The sequence below is a fragment of the Paracraurococcus lichenis genome (assembly GCF_030657435.1).
GTDB lineage: Bacteria > Pseudomonadota > Alphaproteobacteria > Acetobacterales > Acetobacteraceae > Paracraurococcus > Paracraurococcus lichenis.
The window spans coordinates 1-25,819 of record NZ_JAUTWS010000044.1 but is presented as its reverse complement, the minus strand read 5'-3'; the positions used below and the strand labels follow the sequence as shown (position 1 = coordinate 25,819).

Here is a 25,819-nt window from a genome sequence, read left to right as displayed (position 1 = left end):
TCCCCGGCCGTTCGAGTGCGGCGTTTGAGGAGGGGAGCGTCATCCGGGAGGCCGCGTTGCACGCCGCCGCGAGGAACATGCCTCGTGTCGCGAGCGCTTGATCGGCTCAATCGCTAACGTAGGCGCTGCGCGTCAGCGTCACCGCGCCCGACTCGACATCCTGCACCTTGATCAGCGGGTAGCCGACCGTCCAGGTCGCGCTGGCGCGCTAGGCATCAACGACCATGTCGCGCAGCTCTGCGATGCCGGCGGCGTGCGGCGTGGTGCGGACCGGAGCGCGCGGGCATGCGGCGGGCAGCCGCCAGCAGGCCGGCCGCGTGGCAAGGGCGGCCTGGGTGGCATGCGACGCTCTCCGGGGAAGCGCAGGCCGCGGCGCCCGGGGCGCCACGGCGACATCAGGCGAGGCTCAGCGCGGCTGCCAGGGCGGCACGCCATCCGCGGCCGCGGCATGCACCCGGCCCTCCACCGCCTCGCGCCGGTAGTCCTCGGACAGGCCGAGCGTGCGGTTCGGGTAGCCCGCGACGTCGAAGTAATGCGTGCGGCCCACGGTCTGGTAGCGCAGCACGGTGCGCAAGCCGCGCGAGTCGGGGTCGGACGCGATCACGTGCTGCCGGTACTCCGGGACACCGCCGTCCGGCGTCGCCTCGAGCAGCACGCGGCCGAGCAGCCGGCCGGTATCGGCGACCTCGAGGCCGAGCAGATGCGCGACGGTGCGGCCGATATCGGCGTTGCTGGCCGGCGCCGGGTCGACGAAGCCGCGCCGGAAGTCCGGGCCCATCGCGCCCATGATGTTGCGCGTATCGGCCCGGCTGAAGGAGCCGTGCATGCCCTGGCCCTGCTGCAGGGCGCTGTCGGCCACCTCCGCGCCGCAGGTGGTCGGGTCGTCGCAGCCCAGCGAGACGCTGCGGAAGTTGAGCGCGATGTCGGGCTGCGGCGTCGCCGCCGTGCCGCGCAGGCCGATGGCCGAGATCGGCAGCGTGCCGGCGATGCGGCCGAAGCGGTTGTTGAGGAAGAGGCCGCTGGTATAGTCCTGCGAGGCCAGGATATCGACCACCTTCTCCGCCAGCGCGCGGTCGCCGCCGGGCAGGTAGACGAGGTCCGAGCCGCCATTGGCCGCGACGACGACCGCCGGGTTGGCCGGGTCGCCGATCACCGCATTGCCGTTGGTGCTGAAGCTGCCGGGCGCGACCACCGCGTTGTTCGCATCGGGGTCGTGCAGCGGCAGGCCGAGCGCATGGGCGATGTCGATGCCGACGAAGCCGCGCGGCAGGAGGCCGGCCGGCACGCCGCCGTAGCTCTGGGTCGCGGCGAAGCTGGTCGTGCTCTGCTTGGAGATGGTGGAGAAGCCGTGGTCCGAGGTCAGGATCACGTCGGTGTCGCCGTCGAGGCCCAAGCGCTGCAGCGCCGCCAGGAGCTGCGCCAGGTTGTCGTCGGCGTTCCTGACGGCGGCGATGGTGGTCGGGCCATTGATGCCCGGAACCAGGGTCAGCAGGCTGTCGCCCTGGTTGTGCTGCGTGCCGTCCGGATCGCGCGACCAGTAGACCATGACGAAGGGCTTCTGCCGCTCGGCGAAGAGCGGCAGGACGGCCTCGGTCGCCGCATTGGCGAAATAGCCTTGCTGCATGGTGTTGGCGACGGTGGTGCCCGGCGTGGTCGAGGTGCCGGAGGTGCCGTTGGCGCCGCGCGAGGGTGTCGCCAGCGGCAGGCCGGCGGCGTTCAGCCGGTCCTTCACCTCCTGCGAGAGCGGGATGCCGTTCGCCGTGCCGGTCTGGTCGTCGATGACGATGGTCTGCTGGCCGCTGCGCTCGGTGTGGTCGAAGATCAGGACGGGACCGACCTTGCCGATGCTGGCGGTGGAGAAGCCCTTGGCGCGCGCCGCGGCCAGGATGGTCTCCTGGTTCAGGTAGTCGCCGCCGAAGAGCGTGTCGACTTCGCCGAGCACCGGATCGCTCTCGAGGAAGGGGGTGACGCTGCCGCCCGCAGCGGTGACCGCCGTGCCGACATGGATGGTGTTGCTGAAATCCCCGGTGTCGCCGAGGAGATGCCCCGTCGCCAGGCCCGAGGCATTGGCGGTGGTGAAGGTCGGGAAGAGCGAATGCGTGTTGGTGAAGCGCACGCCGTTCTCGAGCAGCGCCGCCATGGTCGGCGCCGTGTCGGCATTGACGATGCCGGGCCGGAGCCCGTCGGCGACGAAGAGCACGAGATTGCGCGCGTCAGCCCCGCGCGCGCCGCCGGCCAGCAGGCCGAGGGCGAGCGCGAGGGCAGGTAGGGCCCGATGCATGGATCACCTCTCCTTGGAGGCTTCCGAATATTCGCGCCGCGGCGTCCAGGGGCGCGAAGATTGGGTGACGATCCGACGCGAGAAGGGCTTGCTCACATGTAAGACATGGACGCCGCGGCCTCCGTGAACGGGGAGGGCGGCGGCGCCGAACGGGATGGCGCTGCGGGCAGGCGCCTATCGGCAGGTGACGCGCGGGTGATGCCAGGCGGTGTTCACATGGCCCGTGCGGTTCCAGTCCGTCGCAGGCGATTCGTCATCGCTGCTGTCCGCGACCCCGGAGACCGGTTGCCGCATGGCATTGCTTGCCGCCGCCCGCTGGCTAAGCGGACGAGGGCGCATGCGCTGCCGCATCGCCGGTCCCAAGCAGCATGCGCTCCGGCGTGATCGGCAGGTCGCGGATGCGGCGGCCCGTCGCGTGGAAGACGGCATTGGCAATCGCGGCGGCCGCGCCGCAGATGCCGATCTCCCCGACATTCTTCGCGCCGATCGGGTTCACCGCCTCGTCCGCGTCCGGCAGGAAGAAGGCATCGATCACCGGCACATCGGCATTCACCGCCACCAGGTACTCCGCGAGGTTGCGGTTCATGAAGCGGCCGAGCCGGGCGTCGAGATGCGTCTCCTCGAGCAGCGCCATGCCGATGCCCCAGACGATGCCGCCGAGCAACTGACTGTGCGCCGTGCGGGCATTGACGATCCGCCCGCAGCCGAAGGCGCCGGTCCAGCGCGCGACGCGCACCTCGCCGCTGTCCTCGGCGACGCGGACCTCGCAGAACTGCGCGCCGAAGGCGTGCGGGGCATGGGTGCGGGCGTCCTTGTCGGGCGGCTCGTAGGTCGCCTCGCCCGAGACCGGCCCGTGGTTGGCAACCTGCTCCGCCCAGGCTGTCGGGTTCGGCGCGCCGCCCGACAGCGCCGCCAGGCGCCGCAGTGCCGCCTCCGCGGCCAGGCGGATGGCGGACCCGACGCTCGCCGTCGATTGCGAGCCGGCCGAGACTGGGGCGCGCGGCAGCCGCGTATCGCCATAGGCGAAGCGCAGGCGGTCGAGCGGCAGGCCGAGCGCCGCGGCGGCGACCATGGCGAGCGCGGTGGAGCCGCCGGTGCCGATCTCCTGCGTCGCGGTCGCCATCTCGGCCCGGCCATCCGGCAGCAGCGTGACGCGCGCCGAGGCGGGCGACTGCTTGCCGGGATAAACGGCCGTCGCCATGCCCTGGCCGACCCGCCAGCGGCCATCGCGTTGCGTCCGTGGGGCGAGCGGACGGCGTGCCCAGCCGAAGCGCTCGGCGCCCTGGCGGTAGCATTCCCGCAGCGCCTTGCTGGAATAGGGCTTGCCGCCTTCGTCCTCGTCCCGCTCGGTGTAGTTCCGCAACCGCAGCTCCAGCGGGTCGAGGCCGAGTTCTGCCGCCAGCTCGTCCATGGCGCATTCCAGGGCGTAGCTGCCCTGCGCCTCGCCAGGGGCCCGCATGGCGGTCGGCGTGTTGACGTTCACCCGGACGATGCGGTGGCCGGTGCGAATGGCCGGGCAGGCATACAGCATGCGGCTGACGACGGCGGTCGCGTCGGAGAAGGCATCGTAGGGAGAGCTGTGGCCGACCGCCTCATGCAGCAGCGCCTGCAGCCGGCCGTCGCGGCCGGCGCCGACTCGCATGCGCTGCAGTGTCGGCGAGCGATGGCCGGCGCCGACGAAGCCCTGCCGGCGGCCGAGCCAGATGCGGACCGGCCGTCCCACCTCGCGCGCCGCGACGGCGGCAAAGGTGATGTGCGGCCAGGAGGAGCCCTTGGAGCCGAAGGCGCCGCCGGTGAAGGCCGACAGCACCCGCACCTGCTCCTCCTCCAGCGCCAGGAACTTCGCCACGATGCTGCGCACGCCATAGACATGCTGGGTGCTGTCCCAGACGGTGACCCTGTCCCCATCCCAGGCCGCGACCGTGCCGTGCTGTTCCATCGGCACATGGTGCTCGACCGGCGTGCGGTAGATGAGGTCGAGCCGCACCGGCGCCGCGGCCAGGGCCGCTTCCGGGTCGCCGCGGCAGGATTCGACCGGCGGTGTGCCGATCAGCGGAATGCGCGGCGGCACCTCGGCTTCGTCGAGATGCGCCTCGAACCGCGCGCGCGGGCCGGCGGGGTCGGGCTCGTACTCCACCCGGACCAGGTCGGCGGCGTGCTCCGCCGCCTCGATCGTCTCGGCCACCACCAGCGCCACATACTGGCCGGCATGGAAGATGTGCGCATCCTGCAGCGGCATGTGCGACTGGCCCGGCCGCCCCGCCTGGCCCTGCTGACCGACCTGCGCGAGGCGCGGCGCGTTCTCGTGCGTCAGCACGGCGAGGACGCCCGGCGCGGCGCGGGCCGCCGCCGCGTCGACGGCGCGGATGCGGCCCGCGGCGATCGCGCTCTCGGCGAAGACACCATGCGCGAGGCCCGGCGGCATCTCGTCCGTCGCGTAGCGGGCCGCGCCGGTGACCTTGGCCGGACCGTCCCGCCGCGGCAGCGGCGGGCCGATCAGCGGCGCCCCGAAGCCATCCCCCGGGCCGATCACGCCAGCAGGCTCTCCGGCGTGATCGGCAGCTTGCAGATGCGCTTGCCGGTGGCGTGCCAGACCGCATTGGCGATGGCGGGCGCGATGCCGCAGATCGCCACCTCCGCCAGGCCCTTCACGCCCAGCGGGTTGAAGTTGCGGTCGTCGTTCGGGACGAAGATCGCCTCCTGCTCGATGATGTCGGCATTCACCGGCACGTGGTACTCGGCGAGGTTGGCGTTCATCACCTTGCCGAAGCGCGGGTCCCATTCCGCCCGCTCCTCCAGCGCCATGCCGAGGCCGCCGACCTGACCGCCGATGCACTGGCTGCGCGCGATCTTCGGGTTGATCACCCGCCCCACGTCATAGGCACCGATGATGCGCGGCACGCGCACGGTGCCGAGCGCCTCGTCCACCCGCACCTCGACGAAGACCGCGCCGAAGGCGGCGGAGCTGTATTTCTTCGTCTCCTCGCCCGGCTTGGCGCTGGTCTCGGCCTCGATCCAGCCGAGGTTGTGCTGGCGCAGCAGCTCGGCATAAGGCACCACCGGGCCGCCCTCCCGACGCGCCAGGCCGCCATCGCGGGCGGCGATCGCCTCGGCCGGCAGGCCGGCGAAGGGTCCCTCCGCCGCGGCGCGGACCAGGTCGATGAGCTTCGACTGCACGGCGCCGCAGGCCGCGGCGATGGCATTGCCGACGCTCGCCATGGTGATGCTGCCGCCATGGACTGGCGCGAAGGGCAGGTTGGTATCGCCGAGCTCGAAGCGCACGCGCGCCACCGGCAGGCCGAGCGTCTCCGCCGCCACCTGCGTCATGGAGGTATAGGTGCCCGGCCCCATGTCGGAGGCGGCGCTGCGTACCACCGCCGTGCCATTGCCGGTCAACGCGACCGAGGCCGAGCCGGCGCTGCGGTCGGAATGGTAGATCGCCGTCGCCATGCCGGTGCCGACAAGCAGGTGGCCGTCGCGCAGGCTGCGCGGCTCCGGCCGCCGCCGGTCCCAGCCGAAGCGCCGGGCGGCGACCTCGTAGCATTCGCGCAGCTTCTTGCTGGACCAGGGCAGGTCCTTCTGCTCGTCGCGCTCGACGTAGTTGCGCAGCCGCAGCTCGAGCGGATCCAGGCCCAGCTCGGCCGCCAGCTCGTCCATCGCCATCTCCATGGCGAAGACGCCGGTGGCGACACCGGGCGCCCGCATGGGGCAGGGCGAGTTGGTCGCCATCTCCACCAGGCGGTAGCGGGTGCGAAGATTGGCGCAGGCATAGAGGTGCTGGGTGGGCGCCAGCGTCGTCTCGGCATATTCCTCGTATTGCGCGACCTGGCTCCAGGCCTCGTGCACCACGGCCTGCAGCCTGCCGTCCTGCGTCGCACCCAGCGCCACGCGCTGGCGGGTGTGCGGGCGGAAGCCAATGGAGCTGTAGAGCTGCCGCCGCGTCAGCTCCAGCCGCACCGGCCGTCCCGCCACCTTCGCGCCAAGCGCCGCCAGGGTCACATGCGGCCAGGTGCGCAGCGCCGAGCCGAAGGCGCCGCCGACGAAAGGCGAGACGACGCGGATCCGCTCCTCCGGCATGTCGAAGACATGCGCGATCTCCTTGCGGTCGTTGTCCACCCATTGCGTCTTGTCGAACAGCGTGAGGTGCTCGCCCTCCCATTGGGCGATGGTCACATGCGGCTCGATGGCGTTGTGGTGCTCGCGCGGATGCTCGTAGGTGGCCTCCACGCGCACCGGGGCGCGGGCGAGCGCGGCATCGGCATCGCCGCGGCCGGCATCGCCGGGGCGGCCGGCCTTGGCATTCTCCTCCGCCGGCGGCTTGCCGCGGGCGGGGTCGAACTCCGTCGGCGCCTCGGCGCGTTCGTAGTCGACCTGGACCAGGCCGGCGGCGTGGGTGGCCTGTTCCGGCGTCTCCGCCACCACCAGCGCCAGGGGCTGGCCGTTGAACCGGACCTCCGGGTCCTGCAGCACGTGCAACTGTTCGCCGGACTGCGCATCCACCTGCGCCCGCTTCTCCATCTGCCGGTAGGCGAGGCGCGGGGCATTCTCATGGGTCAGCACGGCCAGTACGCCGGGGGCGCGCTCCGCCGCGGCGGTGTCGATGCGCGTGATGCGGCCGCACGGGATGGTGCTCGGCACCACGGCGGCATGCGCCAGGCCGGGCAGGTCGAACTCGGCGGCATAGGTGGCCTGTCCCGTGACCTTGGCCGGGCCGTCCACCCGGCTGACGGGCTGGCCGATGATCGCGTTCATGCCAGGCCCCCCAGCTCGAGGATCGCGCGTTCCACCGCGGCGCGCAGCATCGGCAGCTTGTAGGCATTGCCGGGCCGGGGCAGGGCGCCCTCGGTCGCGCGCGCCGCCGCCTCCGCCGCGCAGGCGGCGTCCAGCCGGCGGCCGAGCAGCACCTGCTCCACCTGCGGCAGGCGCCAGGGCTTGGTGGCGACGCCGCCCGCGGCGATGCGCGCCTCCTCCACCCTGCCGTCATCGCCGGTGCGCAGCGCCACGGCGGCCGAGGCGAGCGCCCAGGCGAAGCTGGCGCGGTCCCGCACCTTCACATAGTGCGACCGTCGCAGCGCGGCATGCGCCGGGATGCGGATGGCGAGGATCAGGTCGCCCGGCCGCAGCACCGTCTCGATCTCCGGATGCTCGGTCGGCAGCAGATGGAAATCCTCCATCGGAACCCAGTGCTCGGCACCGTCGGCGTGGCGCAGCAGCACCTCGGCATCCACCGCGATCAGCGCGACCGGCAGGTCGGAAGGCTGCACGGCGATGCAGCGCTCGCTGCCGCCGAGGATGGCGTTGTGGCGGTTCTCGCCGTCCCAGGCACCGCAGCCGCTGCCCGGCTCGCGCTTGTTGCAGGGCGTGGTCACGTCGCGGAAATAGAGGCAGCGCGTGCGCTGCAGCAGGTTGCCGCCGAGGGTCGCCATGTGCCGCACCATGGGGGAGGCGGTGGCGTCCAGCGCTTCCGCCACCACGGCGAAGCGCTGCCGCAGCGCCGCGTGGTCGGCTGCCTCCTGCAAGCGCACCAGGGCGCCGAGGCGGAGGGCGCCGCCCGGTTCCTCGGTGATGCCGCCGAGCGGCAGGCCGTTGACGTCGGCGATCTCCTCGGGCCGGCGCACGCGCTCCTGCAACAACTGCAGCATGTCGGTGCCGCCGGCGATGTATTCGGCGCCGCGCAATGCGGCGGCGCTGGCGGCGGCGGCATCGGCGGCCGCGGCATAGGCGAAGGGCTGCATCCCTCAGCCCTCCTGCGCGGCGGCGTCGCGCACGGCGGCGAGGATGTTGCTGTAGGCGCCGCAGCGGCAGAGATTGCCGCTCATCTGCTCGCGGATCTCGTCGTCGGAGCGGGCGCGGCCCTCGCGGATGGCGCCGACCGCGGACATGATCTGCCCCGGCGTGCAGTAGCCGCACTGGAAGGCGTCGTGCTCGACGAAGGCGGCCTGCACGGGATGCAGCCGGTCGTCCTGGGCCAGGCCCTCGATGGTGGTGATCTCCTTGCCCTGGCTCATGACCGCGAGGGTGAGGCAGGAGACGATGCGCCGCCCGTCCAGCAGCACGGTGCAGGCGCCGCATTGCCCGAGGGCGCAGCCCTTCTTCGTGCCGGTCAGGTGCAGCCGGTCGCGCAAGGCGTCGAGCAGCGTGGTGCGGGCATCGACCTCGACGCGGCGCGGCACGCCGTTGACGCTGAGGGTGACGGTCGCGTTGTGCGTTGCGTTCTGCATGGGGCCTCGGCGGGGGAGTTGCGGCTGGCAACGCCGCGTGCCTCGCGATGTTCGATCAACATCGCGGTGCGGACCGCGCCGCCGCGCGGCCCGGCCGGACACGGCAGGCGCGCGCGTCATGCTTCAGGCCCGGCCGGCCGGATGGTAGGCTGTGCCCCGCACCGGAGTCGGACGGCGGTGCGGGGCGCGCCGAACCGCCCGCCCGAGATGGTCGCATGACGCCCGAGCCCCGCAACCGCAGAGGATCCCGGTCATTCCTGCAGCGCGAGAATGGCGATCCTGCCCATGATGCCCGGACGCGGCAGGAGCATCCGGCGGTCGCCCCGGTCGATGCGGCAGCGGACCTGTCTTGACCTCCCGCCGGCCGCGCTCACCTGCGGGCGACCCGGTTGCGCGACCACGGCCCGTCGCGCCGCGCCGATCAGCCTCGCCCCATGCCTGAACCCGAAGGATACGACCCGCCATGCCTGACGGCCTGCCCAATGGCACCCCGCCGCGCTTCGACCTGCTGACCGCGAATCCGGTCTACAAGCCCTTCCGCTACCCCTGGGCCTATGATGCCTGGCTGACGCAGCAGCGCGTGCACTGGCTGCCGGAGGAGGTGCCGCTCGCCGACGACGTCAAGGACTGGCAGAAGAACCTGACGGCCTCCGAGAAGAACCTGCTGACGCAGATCTTCCGCTTCTTCACCCAGGCGGATGTCGAGGTGAACAACTGCTACATGAAGCACTACTCCCAGGTGTTCAAGCCGACGGAAGTGCTCATGATGCTGAGCGCCTTCAGCAACATCGAGACGATCCACATCGCGGCCTATTCCCACCTGCTCGACACGGTGGGGATGCCGGAGATCGAGTACACCGCCTTCCTCAAGTACAAGGAGATGAAGGACAAGTTCGACTACATGCAAAACTTCTCGGTCGCCAACAGGACCGAGATCGCCAAGACGCTGGCCGCCTTCGGCGCCTTCACCGAGGGGCTGCAGCTCTTCGCCTCCTTCGCCATCCTCATGAACTTCCCGCGTTTCAACAAGATGAAGGGGATGGGCCAGATCGTCTCCTGGTCGGTGCGGGACGAGACGCTGCACTGCCTGTCCATCATCCGGCTGTTCCGCACCTTCGTGCAGGAGAACCCGGAGATCTGGACGGAGGACCTGAAGCGGGAGATCGTCGAGATCTGCGCCACGATCGTCGAGCACGAGGACGCCTTCATCGACCTGGCCTTCGAGCTGGGCGGGGTCGAGGGCCTCGATGCCGAGCAGACCAAGCGCTACATCCGCTTCATCGCCGACCGGCGGCTGCAGCAGCTCGGCCTCGATCCCCATTACAACATCGAGAAGAACCCGCTGCCCTGGCTGGACGAGATGCTGAACGCCATCGAGCACACCAATTTCTTCGAGAACCGGGCGACCGAGTACTCCCGCGCGAGCACGACCGGATCCTGGGAGGATGTCTGGGCCCCGAGCATCGGCGAGAACTGGTCCTCCGAGGATCTGGCCGCGCACTGACACGTGACGACGGCCGGGCTCCCAGGCCCGGCGGCGGCTCGGACGCGGCGGGTTCGGGGATGGGCCGCGTCCCGGCCGCGCAACGGATGCGCGTCGCATCCGGATTCCCGGGGCCGCGGCGCTGGCCGCGCGCCCGGCCGGGCGCTACATGAGGCCCATGCTGAGGATCATGCGCGTCTTCGCCCTGCTGCTGGTCGTCCTGCTCGGCGGCGTCTGGGCCTTTGCCTGGGTCACCCGCGCGCCGGATGAGGGGCTGGGCGAGGCCTTCGCCGCCCGCCTCACCCAGGTCTTCGGTGGCCAGATGCCCATGCCGGCCGCCGGCGGCATCCAGTTGCCGCAAGGGATGGCGCTCGGCGGCCCCTTCAGCCTGACCGACCAGTCCGGCCGCGCGGTGACCGAGCGCGACTATGCCGACCGCTGGATGCTGGTCTATTTCGGCTATGCCTTCTGCCCCGATGTCTGCCCGACCGAACTCGGCACCATGGCGGCGGCGCTGGATGCCATGGGCCCGGCGGGCGAGCGCGTCACGCCGGTCTTCATCTCGGTCGACCCGCAGCGGGACACCCCGGCGGCGCTGGCCGACTACGTCGCCCGCTTCCATCCCCGCATGCAGGGCCTGACGGGGACGCCCGAGCAGGTCGCGGAGGTGGCGCGGCGCTACCGCGTCTACTACGCCCGCGTGCAGCGGCCGGACATGACCGACTACCTGATGGACCATTCGAGCTTCATCTACCTGGTCGGCCCGGATGCGCGGGTGCGGGCGCTCTTCCGCCCCGAGACCAAGCCGGAGGACATCGCCGCCGCGGTCGCCGCGCAGCTCCGCGCGCCGGCCGGGCGCACCAGCTAGCCTGAGCGGAATCCCGTCGCAGTAGGTTCGAGTGTCTTTTTGTGTCATAACTTCGGCTGCCGGCCGGCGCCGCGCAGGTCCTGGAGACGAGCATTATGGTGGATGAGGTTCCGGATCAGGAGGGGCCCCGGGACGGTGCACGCGGCCCCGCCCCGCGGCACAGCCGGCGACTTTCCGACAAGATCCTGATCGCCTTCCACCACGCCTGCGACCAGGGGGACTACGAGGTCGCCGAGCAGCTTCTCCGCATCCTCGAGATGATGCTGACGCGCCGCGCGGTCTCGCCGGACACCAACCGGCGGAAGAACATGGAGAGCCTGGTCGCGGCGCATGAGCGCCTCTGGTACCTGCGGCACCCCGAGAGCCAGGATAGCTGAGCCGCCGCTCAGCCCGGCAGCGCGGCGGCGTCGCGCAGGACCGCCTCCGCCGCCGCGCTGAACCCCTCGCCCTCATGCACCACGAGGCCCGGCTCCACCCGGGCCGGGCCGCGGCCCTCCCGCCGGCCCTGCAGCAGCACCCGCTTCGCCGCCAGGCCGGCGCGCGGCCAGACCGGCAGCAGCCGCACGCCGCCGCAGCCGGCCCCGGCCAGTGCCGCCATCCCCGCCTCCAGCCGCGCCGCCGGCAGGATCAGGCCGAGGCTGCCGCGGCGCAGCAGCGGCGCGGCCAGGAAGCGCGCCCAGTCCAAGAGGCTCGCCTCCTCATGCGTCGCGGCGCGCCGCAGCGCCTCGGGCGGGGCGGTCCCGCCGGGCCAGTAGGGCGGGTTGGCGAAGGCGTGGTCCACCGGCGGCAGGCGGCGGGCGAGCGCCAGGTCGCGCACATCGGCCTCGATCACCTCCACTTGGCCTTCGAGGCCGTTCAGCGCCGCATTCTCCCGCGCCAGGGCGGCAAGGCCGGGGTCGCGTTCCACCGCCAGGATCGTCAGCCCCGGCACCCGCGCCGCCAGGCAGAGGAAGCCGGCGCCGCTGCCGCAGCCGGCTTCCAGCACGCGCTGACCGGGCTTCGCCGGCACCCCGGCAGCGAGCAGCACGGCATCGAGCCCCGCCCGCAGCCCGCGCCGGGGCTGGCGCAGCCGCACCCGCCCGCCCAGCAGCCGGTCCTCGGTCGGCGCCGCCAGGGCCTCGGGCGGGTCGCTCACGCCTCCGCCTCGCCGGCCTCGCGCAGCACGCGGCGGGCCTGGGCCAGGTCCTCCGCCGCCACCGCGATCCGGCGCGGGAAGGCGCCGATGCCGCCCTCCACCGCGCTGATATGCGCATCCAGCACGATGCAGGGCAGGCCCGCATCCCGCAGCAGCGCCAGTAGGAAACTGATACGCACGGGGTCCGTGCTCTCGGCGACGACGCGCATCCGGTGCGAACTCCTTGTTTTCCCTGCGCTTGCCGCCATGTGGGAGCGTCGTTATGGTGCCGCCCCCTATGCACGGGTCAAGAGACGTGGACGCGGATGCGGGCGCGATGATGGATGCGTCGCCGATGATGGAAGCCGCGTCCCGCGGTGAGGATGCGCTGACGGCGCTCACCGCCCTCGTGCGCGACGACCTCGAGGCCTGCAACCGGCTCATCGTCGAGAAGATGCAGAGCCCGGTGGCGCTGATCCCGCAACTCGCGGCGCATATCGTCGCGGCCGGCGGCAAGCGGCTGCGGCCACTGCTGACGCTCGCGGCGGCGCGGCTCTGCGGCTATCGCGGGCCGCGCCATGTCGCGCTGGCGGCCTGCGTGGAGTTCATCCACACCGCGACCCTGCTGCACGACGACGTGGTGGACGAGAGCGCGCTGCGCCGCGGCCAGGCCAGCGCCAATGCGCTGTTCGGCAACAAGCCGAGCGTGCTGGTCGGCGACTTCCTCTTCGCCCGCGCCTTCGAGCTGATGGTGCAGGACGGCTCGCTGACGGTGCTGGCCATCCTCTCCGCAGCCTCGGCGACCATCGCGGAAGGCGAAGTGCTGCAGCTCGTCATCCAGAACGACACCACGACGACGGAAGCCCAGTACCTGCAGGTGATCGAGGGCAAGACCGCGGCGCTGTTCGCCGCGGCGACGCGCATCGGCGCCGTCGTGGCGGACCGCGCGGTGGCGGAGGAAGCGGCGCTCGACACCTATGGCCGCGCGCTCGGCACCGCCTTCCAGCTCGTGGACGATGCGCTGGACTACTCGGCGGCGCAGGAGCAACTCGGCAAGACGGTCGGCGACGATTTCCGCGAGGGCAAGATCACCCTGCCGGTGCTGCTGGCCTTCGAGCGCGGGACGGAAGCGGAGCGCGTCTTCTGGCGCCGCACGATCGAGGACCGTGCGCAGCAGCCCGAGGACCTCGCCGAGGCGCAGCGCCTGATGGAGCGCCACGGCGCGCTGCGCGACACGGTGGAGCGGGCGCGGGTCTATGGCGACCAGGCGCTCGCGGCGCTGGCCGGCTTCCCCGAGAGCGCGGAGAAGCGCGCCCTGGCCGACATCGTCGAGTTCTGCATCGCCCGGGCGCGGTAGCCCCGCCCGGGCGGGGGGGAGTCGGTCAGCCGGCCATCCGCGGCGGCACGGCCGCGACCGCCGCCAGCGCCAGCAGTTCCGCCCCGACCCACCATTCCTGCCAGGCGCCGAAGCTCAGCATCGCCGTCACGCTGCCCGCCGCTAGCACGGCGGTCGCCACCGCCGGGCGGGCGGCGCGCGCCGCGGCGAGGCCGAGCAGCAGCGCCAGCGCCGCGCCCAGCAACGCCCCCGGCAGGCCGAGCTCCAGCCAGAGCTGCAACGCCAGGTTGTGTGGGTGCAGTGGCAGCAGCTCGGCCGCCGGCAGCCAGGGGGGGGCGGCTTGTCCGCCCAGCCGGAACCGCTCCAGCATCGCCGGCGTCGCATGCTCGCCGTGCCCCGGGATGGCGCGGCTCGCCTCCATCCCCCAGCCGAAGACCGGTCGCTCCGCGATGCGGTCACTCACAAAATCCCAGATCAGCAGGCGATGCGCGGCCGAGGGCGCGAGGCCGTCCGCCGGGACGCCGCGCGCCAGCACGGGCCCCAGCACCGCCGGCATGGCGAGGATGGCAACGGCCAGCCCCGCCCCCAGCAGCCGCGGCGTCCAGCGCGGCGCCAGCAGCGCCAAGCCGCCCGCCGCGCCGCCGGCCAGTACCGCGAGCTTCGCCGATTCGCCCGGCAGCAGCACCAGCACCGCCGCGCCCGCCGTCAGCACCAGCGCCCGGACCCAGCGCGCCAGCCCGGCCGCCGCCACCAGCGGCAGCCAGAGCCCCATGGCGGAGGCCGCCGGCTTCAGGCCGAAGGCGAGTTGCGGCGGGACCTCCCGGAGGCCGCGCACCGCGGCGCGGATGGCATTGCCGCTCGCCGCATCCGCCGCGGCCAGCGCCAGGCCGGCGACGAGCCCCCCGGTCGCCGCCAGCAGTAGCCGGCGCTTCGCCGCCTCCTCATCCAGCGCGACGGCCCGCGCCGCGGCGGCGCCGAGGGCGACGAAGCCGCCGATCTGGAGCGAGGTGCCGAGCGCCCGCAGCGGCTCGAGCGCCCAGAGGGCCGTCATCGCGCCCCAGCCGAACAGCGCCAGCGCCACCCAGGCCAGCGGGCCGCGCGGCCAGGGCCAGGTGCCCTCCCGCCGCCAATGGGACACCACGCAGAGCAGCAGCGCGACGGTGGCGATCGGCGCCAGGGCCTTGGATTGCAGCACGCCGGCGGTCGGCGCGATGGCCAGCGCCACGGCGAGCGGCAGGCTCGGCGCGGCGATCCGCCGCGCCGGGAGGGGAAGGGTGGTCTGCATGGAGGGCCGCACCGGGTCCAGGGAGGAGGGCCCCCTGTGGACCGGCGCGGCCACCATCGTCAAACCGGCGCGATGGCCTCGCGCCGCAGCTCGACCGAGAGCTCGTCCAGGGCGCGGCCGACGCGGTCGAGCATCTCGTCGATCTCGGCCTCGGAGATGATGAGCGGCGGCGAGAAGCCCATGCTGTCGTTCACCATGGCCCGCATGATGACGCCATGCTTCTCGCCGAGCTTCGAGAGCCGCGCGCCGACCTTCTTCGCCGGGTCGAAATTCTTCGCCGCACCCTTGTCGGCCACCAGCTCGACGCCGGCGATCAGTCCGGTGCCGCGCACCTCGCCGACCATCGGGTGCTCGGCGAAGCGCTCCCGCAGCGCCTTCTGCATGTGGGCGCCGACGCGCTTCACATGGGTGCCGATATCCATCTCGTCATAGATCTTCAGCGTCTCGATCGCCACGGCCGCCGGCACGGGATGGCCGGAATAGGTGAAGCCATGGCCCCAGGTGCCGATGGTGGACGAGCCCTCGGCGATGCCCTGGAAGACCTGCTCGCTGACCATGACGGCCGAGATCGGCAGGTAGGAGGCGCTGAGCGCCTTGGCGCAGACCAGGATGTCCGGCTGGATGCCGAGCGTCTGGCTGCCCCAGTAATTGCCGGTGCGCCAGAAGCCGCAGATCACCTCGTCGGCGACGAAGAGCACGTCGTACTTCTTCAGCACGGCCTGGATCTTCGGGAAATAGGTCGCGGGCGGCAGGATCACGCCGCCGGCGCCCATGATCGGCTCCGCCCAGAAGGCGGCGACCGTCTCCGGCCCCTCGGCCAGGATCTTCTGCTCCACCTCCTCGGCGAGGCGGGTGGCGAAATCCTCCTCCGATTCGCCGGGCTTGGCGTTGTGGTAGTGGTGCGGCGTCGAGACGTGGTGGAAGCCCGGCAGCGGCAGGTCGAAGAGCTTGTGGTTCGCCGGCAGGCCGGTGAGGGAGGCCGCGGCGAGCGTGATGCCGTGGTAGCCCTTCAGCCGGGCGATGATCTTCTTCTTCTCCGGCCGGCCGATGGCGTTGTTCATGTACCAGATCATCTTGATGGCGCTGTCGTTCGCCTCGGATCCGGAATTGGCGAAGAACACCTTCGACATCGGGGAGGGCGCCCGCTCGATCAGCATCTCCGAGAGGTCGACCAGCGGCTCGTGCGACTTGGCGGTGAAGGCGTGGTAGAAGGGGAGCTTGCGCATCTGCGCCGCCGCCGCCTGCACCAGCCGCTCGTTGTCGAAGCCGAGGCTGGCGCACCAGAGGCCGGCGACGCTCTCGATGTATTCCTTGCCCTGGTCGTCATAGACCCGCACGCCCTTGCCGCGGCTGATCACCATCGGCCCGTTCTGCAGATGCGCCTTGTGGTCGGTATAGGGGTGCAGCGCATAGGCGATGTCACGGGCGGCGGTGGAATTGCGGGGCGGGGTCATGGGTGTCCGGCCTTCTGCGTCTCGATATCGGCAGTCTGCCAGGGATGGCGCGGCAGCCCAAGCCTTGCACGCGCTTGTTGCAAGGCCCCGGATGGACGCATGCCCGGGGACGGTGGCATGAGGACGCCTGCCGAGACGGGAATGCACGCATGACGGGAACCGGACCCACGCGCCGCGTGCTGCTGACGGCGCCGCTCCTGGCCGCGCCGGGCCTGGCGCAGGCCCAGATCCGCCGCAACGACCTCGATCCGCTGGCCCTGCCGGTGAAGCAGGACGACACGGTGGCGCGCGGCTATCGGCGCGACGTGCTGGTCCGCTGGGGCGACCGCGTGACCTTCGACGCGCCGGCCTGGGACCCCCGGCGGCCGGACCCGGACGGCGCCGCCGCGCAATTCGGCTGGGACGCCCGCATCGCCGGCATCGCCGTGCCGCAGCAGCAGGCGGCCGACGGCATCCCGCGCGCGGTCCTCGCCGTGGTGCACCCGAGGGTGGACCCGGCGCTCGCCTTCCCCGGCGGGCGGGACCAGCCCGCCGCGGCGGCGGCGATGCAGGGCGCCTCCCTGATGAACATCGAGAAGCAGGGCGCCGGCTGGGTGGTGGTGGATGGCGGCTTCCAGAGCCGCCGCCTCTCCGGCGGGACGCTCTGCCGCGTCTCCGGTCCCACCGCCGCCGGCAGCGCCCGCGGCGTGCTGGGCCCCGCGGGCGGCTGCGTCACGCCCTGGGGCACGCTGCTGCTGGCGGAGGGCGACCCTGCGCCTTGGCTCGCCCGCATCCCCCTCGGCAGCCCCGCGGATTATGGCTGGGTGGTCGAACTCGACCCCTTCGACCCGCAATCCCTGCCGGTGAAGCGCACGGCGCTCGGCCGCTTCGCGCATGGCGACGTGGTGGCGACGCTGTCGCGCGACGGGCGGGCGGTGGTCTACCTCACGGATCGCCGTATCGGGGGATTCCTGTTCCGCTTCCTCTCGGCCGGGCCGGCGACGGCGGAGGATGCGCTGGATGCCGGGACCATGGCGGTCGCGCGCCTCGAGAATGACCGCGTCACCTGGGTGCCGCTGCCGGCGGGGGCGCCGGATCCGGTCGCGGCGGCGGCGCAGGCGGGGGGCAGCCCGCTGGACACGCCGGCCGGGCTGGGGCTGGACCCGACGCGGCCGCGGCTGCTGCTGGCCTGCCACGGCAGTCCGGCGCGGCCGGCGGGGCATGTCATCGAACTGACGGCCGACAAGGGCGACGACGGCGCCGATGAGGCGGGCGCCGCGCTGCTCTTCGCCGCCGGCGATCCGCGCAGCGCCGAGGCGCGCTACGGCCGCGCCGGCCTGCCGCCGGGCAGCGCCTGGCCGGAGAACCCTGATACGGTGACCGTGGATGCGCGCGGCCGGGCCTGGATCGGCACGGATCGCGGCGGGCGCGTTGGGCCGCAGGCGGAAGGGCTCTATGCCTGCGACCTGGATGGGCCGGGCCGCGGCGTGCCGGTGCCGATCTATGGCGCGCCGCGCGCCGGCTCGATCGGCGGGGCAGGGCTGACGCCGGATGGCGAGGTGCTGTTCACCGCCGTGCGCCACCCCGGCGCCGAGCCAGGGGCGAGTTTCGAGCGGCCCGCCACGCGCTGGCCGCAATTCCAGCCCGGCGTGCCGCCGCGCACGACGCTGCTGGGCCTGGTGCGCGCGGCGGGCGGCGCCGTCGGCGGGTAGCCAGGACGGGCGCGCCTGCGCGCGCCGCCCGGGCGCCGCGCCTCAGTGCGGCTTCATCACCGCGCGCACCGCATCGGCCAGCGCGGCGCAGGCGCGGCGGGTGTCGTGGCGCGCCATCTCCTCCCGTGCCAGGGCGATGCGGTTCAGCGCCGTCTCCAGCGCCGGCGAGGTGTCGCCATGGCTGATGGCCAGCCGGATCCGCGTCTCGGCCAGCGCCAGGTTGATCGTCGCCGCGCGGTCATGGTCGTCGCGGAGGTCGTGGTCCGCGCCCAGCAGCAGGTCCAGCACGCCGCGCGATTCCGAGGAACCGCCGGTGAGCGGCAGCAGGTGCGGCGGCGGCGGGTCCGCGCTGTGGTCGGGGCCGCGCTTCATCTGCGGCACCAGAGCGGAGGCGAAGAGGTTGAGATAGGGATGCGGCTGCGCGGCGGCGTTGGGCATGGTTCGCTCCTCGGCCGGGAGCCGGGCGCGCCCGGACCATGGCGACAGGCTAGCGCCGCCGCTGCGTCCCGGTGTGACACGGCCGCGCGATGCGCCGCCGCTTCACGGCAGTGCGATGGGTCCCGTCCTCGCCGGACGGGATCGTCCCGCCTGCCGGGTCGGGTGGCGCGGGCGGGCAGGTCCTCCTTCGACCGGACGCACGGGCGGCCGGGCTGCGAGGTCAGGGTCCCCGGCCGCGGCGGCCCCCATCCGACCGGGCGAGGCGCGGCAGGCGCGGCTCAGCGCACCCGCCATTCCTCGACCCAGAGCGAACTCGGGTTCAGGTGCCCGGTCGGCCGGACATTCTCCAGCCATTGCGGCCAGACATGCGCATCGGCCCGGAACCAGAGCGGCAGCGCCGGCAGCTCCTCGGCATAGATCGCCTGCAGCCGGGACCAGAGGGCGCGGCGCTTCTCGCGGTCAAGCTCCACCGGGATCGCCTCCAGCAGCCGGTCCATCTCGGCATTGCGGTAGCCGCCGAAATTCTGCCCGGACCAGTTGCGCGCCTCGGTCGGCACCTCCTCCGAGTGCAGCACCGTGCGCGGGACACTCTCCGGCGCCGAGATCCAGGCGAAGAGCGCGGCGCCCTGGAAACGGCGCTTCGACAGCGTCTCGGAGAAGAGCACGCGCGGCGGCTCGTTGCGGACCCGCGCCTCCACCCCCGCCTGCCGCCACATGCCCTGGATGACCTGCTGCACCGCCTCCCGCGCGCGGTTGCCGGCGGTGGTCATCAGCTCGAAGGAGAGCCGCTCCCCGGCCGCATTGCGGCGGATGCTGTCCGGCGCACGGGTCCAGCCGGCCGCCTCCAGCAGGGCATTGGCGCGCGCGGGATCGAAGGGCCAGGCGTGCGCCACGTCGTCATGCATCGGATCCAGCGGGTTGACGCTGGTATGCGCCACGGTCTGCCGCCCCTCGAAGAGCCGCGCCACGATCTGCCCGCGGTCGAGGGCGAGCAGCAGCGCCTGCCGCACCCGCGGATCCGCCAGCATCGGCGTGTCGAGGCGGAGGGCGAGATGCTCGTAGACCAGGCCCGGCTTGTACTGGATGCGGAAGCGGCTGCCGGTCCGCTTCTCCAGCGCCGCCGCCTGCTCCACCGGCAGGCCGAGCTCGCCCGCGACCATGTCGACCTGCCCGGCCAGCAATTGCGCCTCCAGCGCCGCGGTGTTCTCGACGGTGCGGACCTGGATGCGGCGGAAAGCGGGCGCGGCCCCCTGCCAGGCCGGATTGCGCTCGAGCGTCACCCCGGCGCCGGGCTGCACGGCGGTGACGCGGTAGGGGCCGGACCAGAGGGCGGGGTTCGTCGTCTCGGTGTCATAGGCCGTGCGGCTGCGATAGGCCTTCGGCTCCTGCGCCCAGCGCGCCCGCTCGACATGCGCCGGCAGCGGCTGGAAGTCGCCGAGCGAGGCGAAGTCGAAGGTCACCCGGTCGAAGCGCAGGGTGACGGTGCGCGCATCCTCGACGATCAGCTCATAGGCCGAGCGGTAGAACTCCGCGCCGCCGAAGCCGGTCTCGCCGTTGCGGCCGGCCTCCCAGGCGAAGCGCAGGTCCTCGGCCGAGACCGGCGTGCCGTCGCCCCAGCGCGCATCGGCGCGGAGGCGCCAGGTGGCGCGCAGGCCCGGCTTGCCCTCCGGCGTCTCCTCCCGCCGGGCCAGGCCGTTCTCCAGCGACGGCAATTCCTCGCAGAGCATGCAGGCGAGGCGCCAGTCGGCGTCGTAGACGGTGACGGGGCGGCGGGCGAAGCCGAGGACATAGGATTTCGCCGCCATGCTCTCGATGTTCGGGTGGAAGGTGCTGGGGAACTGGGTGATGCCGATGGTCAGCGTGTCGCGCTGGCCCTGGGCCGCAGCCAAGCAGGGGAGCAGCAGCAGGGCGAGCAGGCGGAGGGCGGCAAGGGGCATCGTGGATCCTCGGGAGGCTCTCGGGCCGGCAGCATAGGCGGGAAGGTGCCCGGTTAAGGAATGGGGCAAGCCTTTCTGCGATCAGGACGATCCGGCGCCGGTTGCGCCTCAGGTCTGGACCATGCGACTTCGCACTCTCTTCCTCGTCACCATCTCCGTCATCGCCGGCCTCGGCACGATCGCCGCCGCCGTCTTCGTCGCGGACCAGTGGGCGACGCTCCGGCGCGTCGAACTGGCGCAGCGCGATGCCCGCCTGCTCGGTTCCGGCCTGAAGCTCGCCGCCGCGCTCAACATGGAGCGCGCGCTGATCAATCCGCGGCTGGCCGGGCCGGTGGCCGCCAGCGCCGAGCAGCGCGCCGCGCTGGAGAAGCCGACCGGGGAGACCGACCGGGCGCTGGCGGCGGTGCGGGCCGATGCGACCGCGGCCGACGAGGCGGCGGTCGCCGCCCTGGCCGAGCGGCTGGCGGCGCTGCGCAGCGGCGCCATGGCGGCGATCGGGCAGGAGCGCGCGCAGCGGCCGCCGGCGGTGGTCGGCCGCTACGTCCCGGACATGATCGCGCTGATGGACCGTGCCGGCGGCTTCATCCAGGCGGTGCGCGCGCGCGCCCAGCGGAACCACCCGGACTCCGCCACGGTGCTGGAGATCGCCACCCTCGCCTGGACCATGCGGGACTGGGCGGGGCGGCAGGCGACGCTGCTGATCCGGGCCGCGACGACGGGCGAGGTCATGGGGCCGGAGCAGGCGGAGCAGGCGGCCGAGTTCCGCGGCCGCGTGCTGCGGCTCTGGGATGCGCTGGGGGAGCGGGTGCGCGGGGCCGGCGATCCGCCCCGGCTGACCGCGGCGATGGCGCGCGCCGAGGCCGGGTTCTGGAAGGCGGGCGGCGACATCTACGCCACCTGGGTGGTGCCGCGCCGTGGCCAGACCCTGACGACCACGGGCGACGAGATGATCCGCCAGATCATGCCGATCTTCGACAGCCTGTTCCCGCTGCGCGACGCCGCGCTGGAGGAGGCCGCGGCGCGGGCGGAAGCGGCGCGCGGCGATGCCTCGCGCGCCGTGCTGCTGGCCGTCGGGCAATTGCTGCTCCTGCTGGCGACCGTTGCCGCCGCGACGCTGGCCTTCAATCGCCGGGTGGTCCGCCCCATCGGCCAGCTCACCGAGACGATGCGGCGGCTGGCGGCGCGCGACCTGGCCGCCGAGGTACCGGCGACCGACCGGCAGGACGAGATCGGCGCCATGGCCGGGGCGCTGCTGGTCTTCCGCCGCGGCATGCAGGATGCCGAGCGGCTGGCGGCGGAGCAGGCGGCCGAGCGCGGCGCCCGCGAGGCCCGCACGCGGCGGATCGAGGCGCTGGTGCACGGCTTCGAGGCCAGCGCCGCCGCCATGATGCAGGAGCTGACCGCCGCCGCCGGCGCGCTGGAGGCCACGGCGGGCGAGATGAACGGCGCCGCGACGGAGACCGGCACGCGGGCCGGCGCGGCGGCCCGCGCAGCCGGCGAGGCCTCGGAGGGCGCGCGGACCGTCGCCGCGGCGGCCGAGGAGCTCAGCGGCTCCATCCGCGAGATCAGCCGCCGCACCGGCCAGGCGACCGAGGCCGCCGCCCGCGCCGTGGCCAATGCCGAGCGGACGGATGCCACGGTACAGGCCCTAGCCGAGGCGGCGCAGCGGGTGGGCGCGGTGGTCGAGCTCATCAACGCCATCGCCGGCCAGACCAACCTCCTCGCGCTGAACGCGACCATCGAGGCGGCGCGGGCGGGCGAGGTCGGCAAGGGCTTCGCCGTGGTGGCCGAGGAGGTGAAGTCGCTCGCCGGGCAGACGGCGCAGGCGACGGAGGAGATCGGCACCCAGATCAACGAGATCCGCGCCGTCACCGGCTCCGCGGTCGAGGCGATCCAGGGCATCGCCGCCGCCATCCGGGAGGTGCGCGGCATCGCCGATGCCATCGCCGGGGCGGTGGAGGAACAGGCGGCCGCGACCCGCGACATCGCCTGCACCGTGCAGTCCGCCGCCGCCGCCTCCGGCGCCGTCAGCAGCAACATCGCCGCGGTGACGGAGGGCAGCAGCCGGACCGAGGCCGCGGCGACGCAGGTCTCGGGCTCCGCCTCCGACCTGCGCCGGCAGGCCGCGCGCTTCACCACGGAGATCGAGGGCTTCGTCGGCAGCGTCCGCGCCGCCTGAGCGGCGCGGAGGGCGGAGGGCGGCCTCCGCTCCGCCGCCGCCGCCTATTCGGCGTCGCGCGGGCGGGCTTCCTCGACCGAGCCGATGCCGCCATGGCGCTTCGACCAGCCGACCGGGTCCTCGAGGAATTTCCGCACTTCCTTGAGCGCGCTCTCGGCGAAATAGGGGCGCTCGCGGCAGACCTCCAGCACGTCCCACCAGGTGCAGAGGTGGTGCAGGTTCAGCCCCATGGACTTCATCGTCTCGAAGCTGCCGGGGAAGACGCCGTAGTAGAAGACCACGAAAGTATGGTCGCAGGTGGCGCCGGCATCGCGCAGCGCCTGGGCGAAGCGGATCTTGGAGCCGCCATCGGTCGTCAGGTCCTCGACCAGCAGGGTGTTCTTGCCCTCCGGCACGTCCCCCTCGATCTGCGCGCCGCGGCCGAAGCCCTTCGGCTTCTTGCGCACATAGGCCATGGGCGTCGCCATGCGCTCGGCGATCCAGGCGGCGAAGGGGATGCCCGCGGTCTCGCCGCCCGCCACCACCTCGATGGTCTCGTAGCCGACATGGCGGCCGATCTTCTCCACGGCCAGGTCGGAGATCTTGGTCCGGGCGCGGGGGAAGTAGATGATCTTGCGGCAGTCGATATAGACGGGGCTCTTCCAGCCCGAGGTGAAGGTGTAGGGCTCGTCGGGACGGAAGTTCACCGCCTTGATCTCGAGCAGGATGCGCGCGGCCGTCAGCGCGGCGTCCCGGTCCCAGTCGGAAGCATGTTGCATGGCCATGGCGCGTATCCCTGCCGGCGTCGTGTCGCCGTCTCGTAACCCTCGCCGGGAATGGCGTCCATGAGCGAGGCGGGCGCGGTCTGGGTGCTGGCCGATCCGCGGGCCGGCACGGCGGCGCAGGCACTGGGCATCGCGGACCGGCTGGGCGTGCCGGTGCGGGAGGTGCCGCTGGCCTGGGGCGGGCTGGCGCGCCTTCCCTGGCCCTGGCCGACCCTGGCCGGCCTGACGCCGGAGGCGCGGGCGCGGATCGCGCCGCCGCCCGGGTCCGCCTGGCCGCGGCTGGTGATCTCGGCCGGGCGGCGGTCGGCGCCGGTTGCCCGCTGGCTGGGGCGGCGCGGGGCGCGACTGGTGCATTGCATGCGCCCCGGGCTGGGGGCGGGCGCCTTCGACCTGCTGGTGATCGGCCGCCACGATCTGCCGCCCGGGCGCTTGCCGGGCGACCCTGGCCTGGCGCCGAACCTCCTGCCGATCCTCGGCGCCTGCCACCGCATGGCGCCGACGCGGCTGGCGGCGGCGCGGGCGGAATGGGCGGCGCTGGCGGGGCTGCCCTCGCCGCGCATCGGCCTGCTGGTCGGCGGCCCGGTGCGGGCGGAGGGCATGGCGCCGGCCGTCGCCGCCGCGCTTGGCGCCGCGGTCGCGGGCTTCGCCGGCAGCGTCCTGGCGACCGCCAGCCGCCGCACCGGCGCCGCGGCGACCGAGGCGCTGGCCGCCGCCCTCGCCGGCCGGCCGCACCGGCTGCACCGCTGGGGGGAGGGGGGGCCGAACCCCTATGCCGGCTTCCTCGCCTGGGCGGATGCGCTGGTGGTGACGGGCGACAGCGTCTCCATGCTGTCGGAGGCGCTGGCGACCCAGGCCTCGGTCTTCATCGCCGATCCGGGCGGCCTCGGGCCGCGGCACCGGAGGCTGCAGGAGAGCCTGGTCGCGGCGGGGCAGGCGCGGATGCTGGCGGCGGCGCCGGCGCCCTTCGTCCGGGCACCGCTGGACGAGGCGGGGCGGGTCGCGGCGGCGATCCGCGGGCGCGGGTGGGTCTAGCCCGAAAAATTCACGAGGCCCGCGGCGGACTGGTTTCCGCCTGACAGGGTTCGCCTTCTGGTTGGGATGGGTGCGCGTCGACGATGCCGCCTTCGGGACCGGTCTATGGCTGCGGATCGCGGGGCTGGCTGGTTGCGGGTCGGAGGGCTCGGCTGGGGCAATCGCCCCGATGTTCAGCAGGTCAGGCGCGGCAAGCGCTCGAGGGCGAGACGCAGGATGGCCTTGTCCGGACAGGCGCTCGGCAGGTGCAGCATGACCCTGGTCTTCAGGGCGACGACACGGGTGGCGAGTTTGACCAGGCGCAGGCGGAGGGTGTCGAACTGCGCCACGCGCCAAGTGGAGCGCTTCGGCATGAGGCTGCGCAGCGACCAGAGCAGCCAGTAGGCGCCGGTGTGCAGCATGAGGCGGAGTTGGTTGGCGGTGGCGCGGCTGCACGACGTGCGGTCGGCGGCGAGGTGGCGGCGCCAGGCCTTGATATGGTTTTCGGCCTGTCCCCTGGCGCAGTAGAGGTCCTCATAGATCCGCCGTGGCGTGCCGCCGGCGAGGTTGGTGACGACGTAGCGCGTGTCGGTGCCCTGCGGCCCGACCTCGACGCGGGCGATGATGCGCTCGACCCGGCTCCAGCTGCCGGCGCCGTCCCAGAACTCCTTGTAGCGGCGCAGCTTGTCCACGCGCGGCGTGCCGGGCGGCGGTGCTCTGCTCCAGCGCCTCGACGTGCCGGTGGAGGGTGGTGGTCGCGGCGACGCCGAGCACGAAGTCGAGCCGCTCGGCGCGGCAGAAGTCGAGGACTTCCGGTGCGCAGTAGTGATGAGGTGGACGGCCCCCAGCGGCATCGTGTGCCAAGCTCGGAGCTGTTGCAGGCATCGAGCAAAAGGAACCGTCCATCATGAAGAATACCGCAAAGGCCGTTCCGGTCACCATCGGCCTGGATATCGCCAAAAACGTCTTCCAGATGCATGGGGTCGATGCCGCCGGCCAGTTTGTGCTGCGCCGCAAGCTCAGCCGTGGCGATGTGCTCGAGTTCTTCAAGGGCCAGCCCAAGGTTTTGGTGGGCATCGAGGCATGCGGCACGGGGCACTACTGGGCCCGCGAGATCGCCGCCCTTGGCCATGAGGTGAAGCTGCTACAGCCCACCTACGTCAAGCCGTACGTCAAACGCGGCAAGACCGACGCCGCCGATGCTGAGGCAATCTGCGAGGCGGTCACGCGGCCCACCATGCACTTCGTGCCGATCAAGACGCCCGAATAACAGGCAACCATGATAATGTATCGCTCCCGTGAGCTGCTGGTCGGCCAGAGAACGGCGTTGGTGAACGCGCTCCGGGGTCACCTGGCCGAGCTGAGCATCGTCGCTGCCAAAGGCGTCAGGCGTGTTGCCGATCTCCTGGCAGAGCTGGTCGGCGTGGATGACACCAGGATACCATCGCTCGCCAAGGCATCGCTCAACTGCCTCACCGCACAGCTCGAGGCGGTGGAGGCGCAGATCGACAAACTCGAGGCGTTGATCCTGGAATGGCACAAGGGCAATGAGGCGAGCCGGCGATTGCCACGATCCCCGGTGTCGGACCGATCATCGCCTCGGCCGTAGTTGCAACGGTCGGCGACGCTTCGAACTTCGCCTCCGCCCGGCATCTCTCGGCGGCATGGGGGTTGACGCCGAAGCAGAACAGCAGCGGCGGCAAGGCCAAGCAGGGCGGCATCTCCAAGGCTGGGAACGCCTACCTGCGGCGCCTGCT

21 protein-coding genes and 2 pseudogenes are annotated in these 25,819 nt (G+C 72.8%); 10 read left to right on the top strand and 13 right to left on the bottom strand.

Features of this window, described 5'->3' with window-relative positions; all coding sequences use genetic code 11:
• Positions 1-406: 406 nt before the first annotated feature.
• The 5 genes from Q7A36_RS28325 to Q7A36_RS28305 form a co-directional block, all read right to left on the bottom strand.
• The gene (locus Q7A36_RS28325; RefSeq protein WP_305107137.1) at positions 407-2,281 is read right to left on the bottom strand and encodes an alkaline phosphatase family protein; all 1,875 of its coding nucleotides are present in this window, start codon (positions 2,279-2,281) and stop codon (positions 407-409) included.
• Between the two features lie 319 nt (positions 2,282-2,600).
• Complete coding sequence (locus tag Q7A36_RS28320; protein WP_305107136.1) at positions 2,601-4,814, bottom strand: xanthine dehydrogenase family protein molybdopterin-binding subunit; 2,214 nt, start codon at positions 4,812-4,814, stop codon at positions 2,601-2,603.
• Positions 4,811-7,033, bottom strand: coding sequence for a xanthine dehydrogenase family protein molybdopterin-binding subunit (locus Q7A36_RS28315; protein WP_305107135.1), 2,223 nt, complete (start codon positions 7,031-7,033; stop codon positions 4,811-4,813). The genes Q7A36_RS28320 and Q7A36_RS28315 overlap by 4 nt, the downstream gene beginning before the upstream one ends.
• A complete protein-coding gene (locus Q7A36_RS28310) occupies positions 7,030-8,016 on the bottom strand; it encodes an FAD binding domain-containing protein (RefSeq protein ID WP_305107134.1) in 987 nt (328 codons plus the stop codon). Before Q7A36_RS28310 ends, Q7A36_RS28315 begins: the two co-directional genes overlap by 4 nt.
• A 3-nt stretch (positions 8,017-8,019) precedes the next feature.
• Positions 8,020-8,502 (bottom strand): (2Fe-2S)-binding protein, encoded by a 483-nt coding sequence (locus Q7A36_RS28305; protein ID WP_305107133.1) that lies wholly within the window; start codon positions 8,500-8,502, stop codon positions 8,020-8,022.
• Between the two features lie 463 nt (positions 8,503-8,965).
• Here Q7A36_RS28305 and Q7A36_RS28300 point away from each other — a divergent pair, with 463 nt between their 5' ends.
• The 3 genes from Q7A36_RS28300 to Q7A36_RS28290 all read left to right on the top strand — a co-directional run bounded on the left by Q7A36_RS28300 (position 8,966) and on the right by Q7A36_RS28290 (position 11,230).
• Positions 8,966-10,006, top strand: coding sequence for a ribonucleotide-diphosphate reductase subunit beta (locus Q7A36_RS28300; RefSeq protein WP_305107132.1), 1,041 nt, complete (start codon positions 8,966-8,968; stop codon positions 10,004-10,006).
• A gap of 157 nt (positions 10,007-10,163) precedes the next feature.
• Entirely contained in the window at positions 10,164-10,853 is a 690-nt protein-coding gene (locus tag Q7A36_RS28295; protein WP_305107131.1) for an SCO family protein, read from the top strand.
• A 95-nt stretch (positions 10,854-10,948) separates the two neighbouring features.
• Complete coding sequence (locus Q7A36_RS28290; protein ID WP_305107130.1) at positions 10,949-11,230, top strand: hypothetical protein; 282 nt, start codon at positions 10,949-10,951, stop codon at positions 11,228-11,230.
• Between the two features lie 8 nt (positions 11,231-11,238).
• Here the strand turns inward: Q7A36_RS28290 and Q7A36_RS28285 are convergent, their stop codons facing one another.
• On the bottom strand, positions 11,239-11,988 hold the full coding sequence (locus Q7A36_RS28285; RefSeq protein ID WP_305107129.1) for a tRNA1(Val) (adenine(37)-N6)-methyltransferase: 750 nt from the start codon (positions 11,986-11,988) through the stop codon (positions 11,239-11,241).
• Entirely contained in the window at positions 11,985-12,197 is a 213-nt protein-coding gene (locus Q7A36_RS28280) for a putative signal transducing protein (RefSeq protein WP_305107128.1), read from the bottom strand. Before Q7A36_RS28280 ends, Q7A36_RS28285 begins: the two co-directional genes overlap by 4 nt.
• Before the next feature lie 125 nt (positions 12,198-12,322).
• On the opposite strand from Q7A36_RS28280, the gene Q7A36_RS28275 reads away from it, so the two are divergent.
• Complete coding sequence (locus Q7A36_RS28275) at positions 12,323-13,324, top strand: polyprenyl synthetase family protein (RefSeq protein ID WP_305107127.1); 1,002 nt, start codon at positions 12,323-12,325, stop codon at positions 13,322-13,324.
• Between the two features lie 25 nt (positions 13,325-13,349).
• Here Q7A36_RS28275 and Q7A36_RS28270 read toward each other — a convergent pair whose 3' ends face one another.
• Both Q7A36_RS28270 and Q7A36_RS28265 read right to left on the bottom strand, forming a co-directional pair.
• Entirely contained in the window at positions 13,350-14,588 is a 1,239-nt protein-coding gene (locus tag Q7A36_RS28270) for an O-antigen ligase family protein (RefSeq protein ID WP_305107126.1), read from the bottom strand.
• Between the two features lie 59 nt (positions 14,589-14,647).
• Complete coding sequence (locus tag Q7A36_RS28265; RefSeq protein WP_305107125.1) at positions 14,648-16,042, bottom strand: aspartate aminotransferase family protein; 1,395 nt, start codon at positions 16,040-16,042, stop codon at positions 14,648-14,650.
• Positions 16,043-16,191: 149 nt separating this feature from the next.
• On the opposite strand from Q7A36_RS28265, the gene Q7A36_RS28260 reads away from it, so the two are divergent.
• Complete coding sequence (locus Q7A36_RS28260) at positions 16,192-17,733, top strand: PhoX family protein (RefSeq protein ID WP_305107124.1); 1,542 nt, start codon at positions 16,192-16,194, stop codon at positions 17,731-17,733.
• A 42-nt stretch (positions 17,734-17,775) separates the two neighbouring features.
• Here Q7A36_RS28260 and Q7A36_RS28255 read toward each other — a convergent pair whose 3' ends face one another.
• Both Q7A36_RS28255 and Q7A36_RS28250 read right to left on the bottom strand, forming a co-directional pair.
• Positions 17,776-18,171: a hypothetical protein gene (locus Q7A36_RS28255; protein ID WP_305107123.1), complete on the bottom strand. Its 396-nt coding sequence runs from the start codon at positions 18,169-18,171 to the stop codon at positions 17,776-17,778.
• Between the two features lie 278 nt (positions 18,172-18,449).
• Positions 18,450-20,108 (bottom strand): peptide ABC transporter substrate-binding protein, encoded by a 1,659-nt coding sequence (locus Q7A36_RS28250; protein ID WP_305107122.1) that lies wholly within the window; start codon positions 20,106-20,108, stop codon positions 18,450-18,452.
• 121 nt (positions 20,109-20,229) lie between these two features.
• Here Q7A36_RS28250 and Q7A36_RS28245 point away from each other — a divergent pair, with 121 nt between their 5' ends.
• A complete protein-coding gene (locus tag Q7A36_RS28245) occupies positions 20,230-22,287 on the top strand; it encodes a methyl-accepting chemotaxis protein (RefSeq protein WP_305107121.1) in 2,058 nt (685 codons plus the stop codon).
• Positions 22,288-22,331: 44 nt separating this feature from the next.
• Here Q7A36_RS28245 and Q7A36_RS28240 read toward each other — a convergent pair whose 3' ends face one another.
• On the bottom strand, positions 22,332-23,051 hold the full coding sequence (locus Q7A36_RS28240; protein WP_305107120.1) for an orotate phosphoribosyltransferase: 720 nt from the start codon (positions 23,049-23,051) through the stop codon (positions 22,332-22,334).
• Positions 23,052-23,111: 60 nt separating this feature from the next.
• Here Q7A36_RS28240 and Q7A36_RS28235 point away from each other — a divergent pair, with 60 nt between their 5' ends.
• On the top strand, positions 23,112-24,083 hold the full coding sequence (locus tag Q7A36_RS28235; protein WP_305107119.1) for a mitochondrial fission ELM1 family protein: 972 nt from the start codon (positions 23,112-23,114) through the stop codon (positions 24,081-24,083).
• A 173-nt stretch (positions 24,084-24,256) separates the two neighbouring features.
• On the opposite strand, the pseudogene Q7A36_RS28230 reads toward Q7A36_RS28235, so the two are convergent.
• Positions 24,257-24,902: pseudogene (locus Q7A36_RS28230) on the bottom strand (transposase); the annotation flags it as partial.
• Between the two features lie 67 nt (positions 24,903-24,969).
• Between Q7A36_RS28230 and Q7A36_RS28225 the strand changes: the two are divergent.
• The 3 genes and pseudogenes from Q7A36_RS28225 to Q7A36_RS41670 form a co-directional block, all read left to right on the top strand.
• Complete coding sequence (locus Q7A36_RS28225) at positions 24,970-25,332, top strand: IS110 family transposase (protein WP_305107118.1); 363 nt, start codon at positions 24,970-24,972, stop codon at positions 25,330-25,332.
• A gap of 15 nt (positions 25,333-25,347) precedes the next feature.
• Positions 25,348-25,671 carry a hypothetical protein gene (locus tag Q7A36_RS28220; protein WP_305107117.1) on the top strand — a complete coding sequence of 108 codons (324 nt, stop codon included), beginning with the start codon at positions 25,348-25,350 and terminating at the stop codon, positions 25,669-25,671.
• A pseudogene (locus tag Q7A36_RS41670) lies at positions 25,635-25,819 on the top strand (transposase); the annotation flags it as partial. The gene Q7A36_RS28220 and the pseudogene Q7A36_RS41670, both read left to right, overlap by 37 nt.

Excerpts from the sequence above, each read along its gene's own strand:
- Q7A36_RS28325 (WP_305107137.1), bottom strand. The coding sequence starts at position 2,281 with ATGCATCGGGCCCTACCTGCCCTCGCGCTCGCCCTCGGCCTGCTGGCC.
- Q7A36_RS28315 (WP_305107135.1), bottom strand. The coding sequence starts at position 7,033 with ATGAACGCGATCATCGGCCAGCCCGTCAGCCGGGTGGACGGCCCGGCC.
- Q7A36_RS28310 (WP_305107134.1), bottom strand. The coding sequence starts at position 8,016 with ATGCAGCCCTTCGCCTATGCCGCGGCCGCCGATGCCGCCGCCGCCAGC.
- Q7A36_RS28305 (WP_305107133.1), bottom strand. The coding sequence starts at position 8,502 with ATGCAGAACGCAACGCACAACGCGACCGTCACCCTCAGCGTCAACGGC.
- Q7A36_RS28300 (WP_305107132.1), top strand. The coding sequence starts at position 8,966 with ATGCCTGACGGCCTGCCCAATGGCACCCCGCCGCGCTTCGACCTGCTG.
- Q7A36_RS28295 (WP_305107131.1), top strand. The coding sequence starts at position 10,164 with ATGCTGAGGATCATGCGCGTCTTCGCCCTGCTGCTGGTCGTCCTGCTC.
- Q7A36_RS28290 (WP_305107130.1), top strand. The coding sequence starts at position 10,949 with ATGGTGGATGAGGTTCCGGATCAGGAGGGGCCCCGGGACGGTGCACGC.
- Q7A36_RS28280 (WP_305107128.1), bottom strand. The coding sequence starts at position 12,197 with ATGCGCGTCGTCGCCGAGAGCACGGACCCCGTGCGTATCAGTTTCCTA.
- Q7A36_RS28275 (WP_305107127.1), top strand. The coding sequence starts at position 12,323 with ATGATGGAAGCCGCGTCCCGCGGTGAGGATGCGCTGACGGCGCTCACC.
- Q7A36_RS28270 (WP_305107126.1), bottom strand. The coding sequence starts at position 14,588 with ATGCAGACCACCCTTCCCCTCCCGGCGCGGCGGATCGCCGCGCCGAGC.
- Q7A36_RS28265 (WP_305107125.1), bottom strand. The coding sequence starts at position 16,042 with ATGACCCCGCCCCGCAATTCCACCGCCGCCCGTGACATCGCCTATGCG.
- Q7A36_RS28260 (WP_305107124.1), top strand. The coding sequence starts at position 16,192 with ATGACGGGAACCGGACCCACGCGCCGCGTGCTGCTGACGGCGCCGCTC.
- Q7A36_RS28255 (WP_305107123.1), bottom strand. The coding sequence starts at position 18,171 with ATGCCCAACGCCGCCGCGCAGCCGCATCCCTATCTCAACCTCTTCGCC.
- Q7A36_RS28250 (WP_305107122.1), bottom strand. The coding sequence starts at position 20,108 with ATGCCCCTTGCCGCCCTCCGCCTGCTCGCCCTGCTGCTGCTCCCCTGC.
- Q7A36_RS28245 (WP_305107121.1), top strand. The coding sequence starts at position 20,230 with ATGCGACTTCGCACTCTCTTCCTCGTCACCATCTCCGTCATCGCCGGC.
- Q7A36_RS28240 (WP_305107120.1), bottom strand. The coding sequence starts at position 23,051 with ATGGCCATGCAACATGCTTCCGACTGGGACCGGGACGCCGCGCTGACG.
- Q7A36_RS28235 (WP_305107119.1), top strand. The coding sequence starts at position 23,112 with ATGAGCGAGGCGGGCGCGGTCTGGGTGCTGGCCGATCCGCGGGCCGGC.
- Q7A36_RS28225 (WP_305107118.1), top strand. The coding sequence starts at position 24,970 with ATGAAGAATACCGCAAAGGCCGTTCCGGTCACCATCGGCCTGGATATC.
- Q7A36_RS28220 (WP_305107117.1), top strand. The coding sequence starts at position 25,348 with ATGTATCGCTCCCGTGAGCTGCTGGTCGGCCAGAGAACGGCGTTGGTG.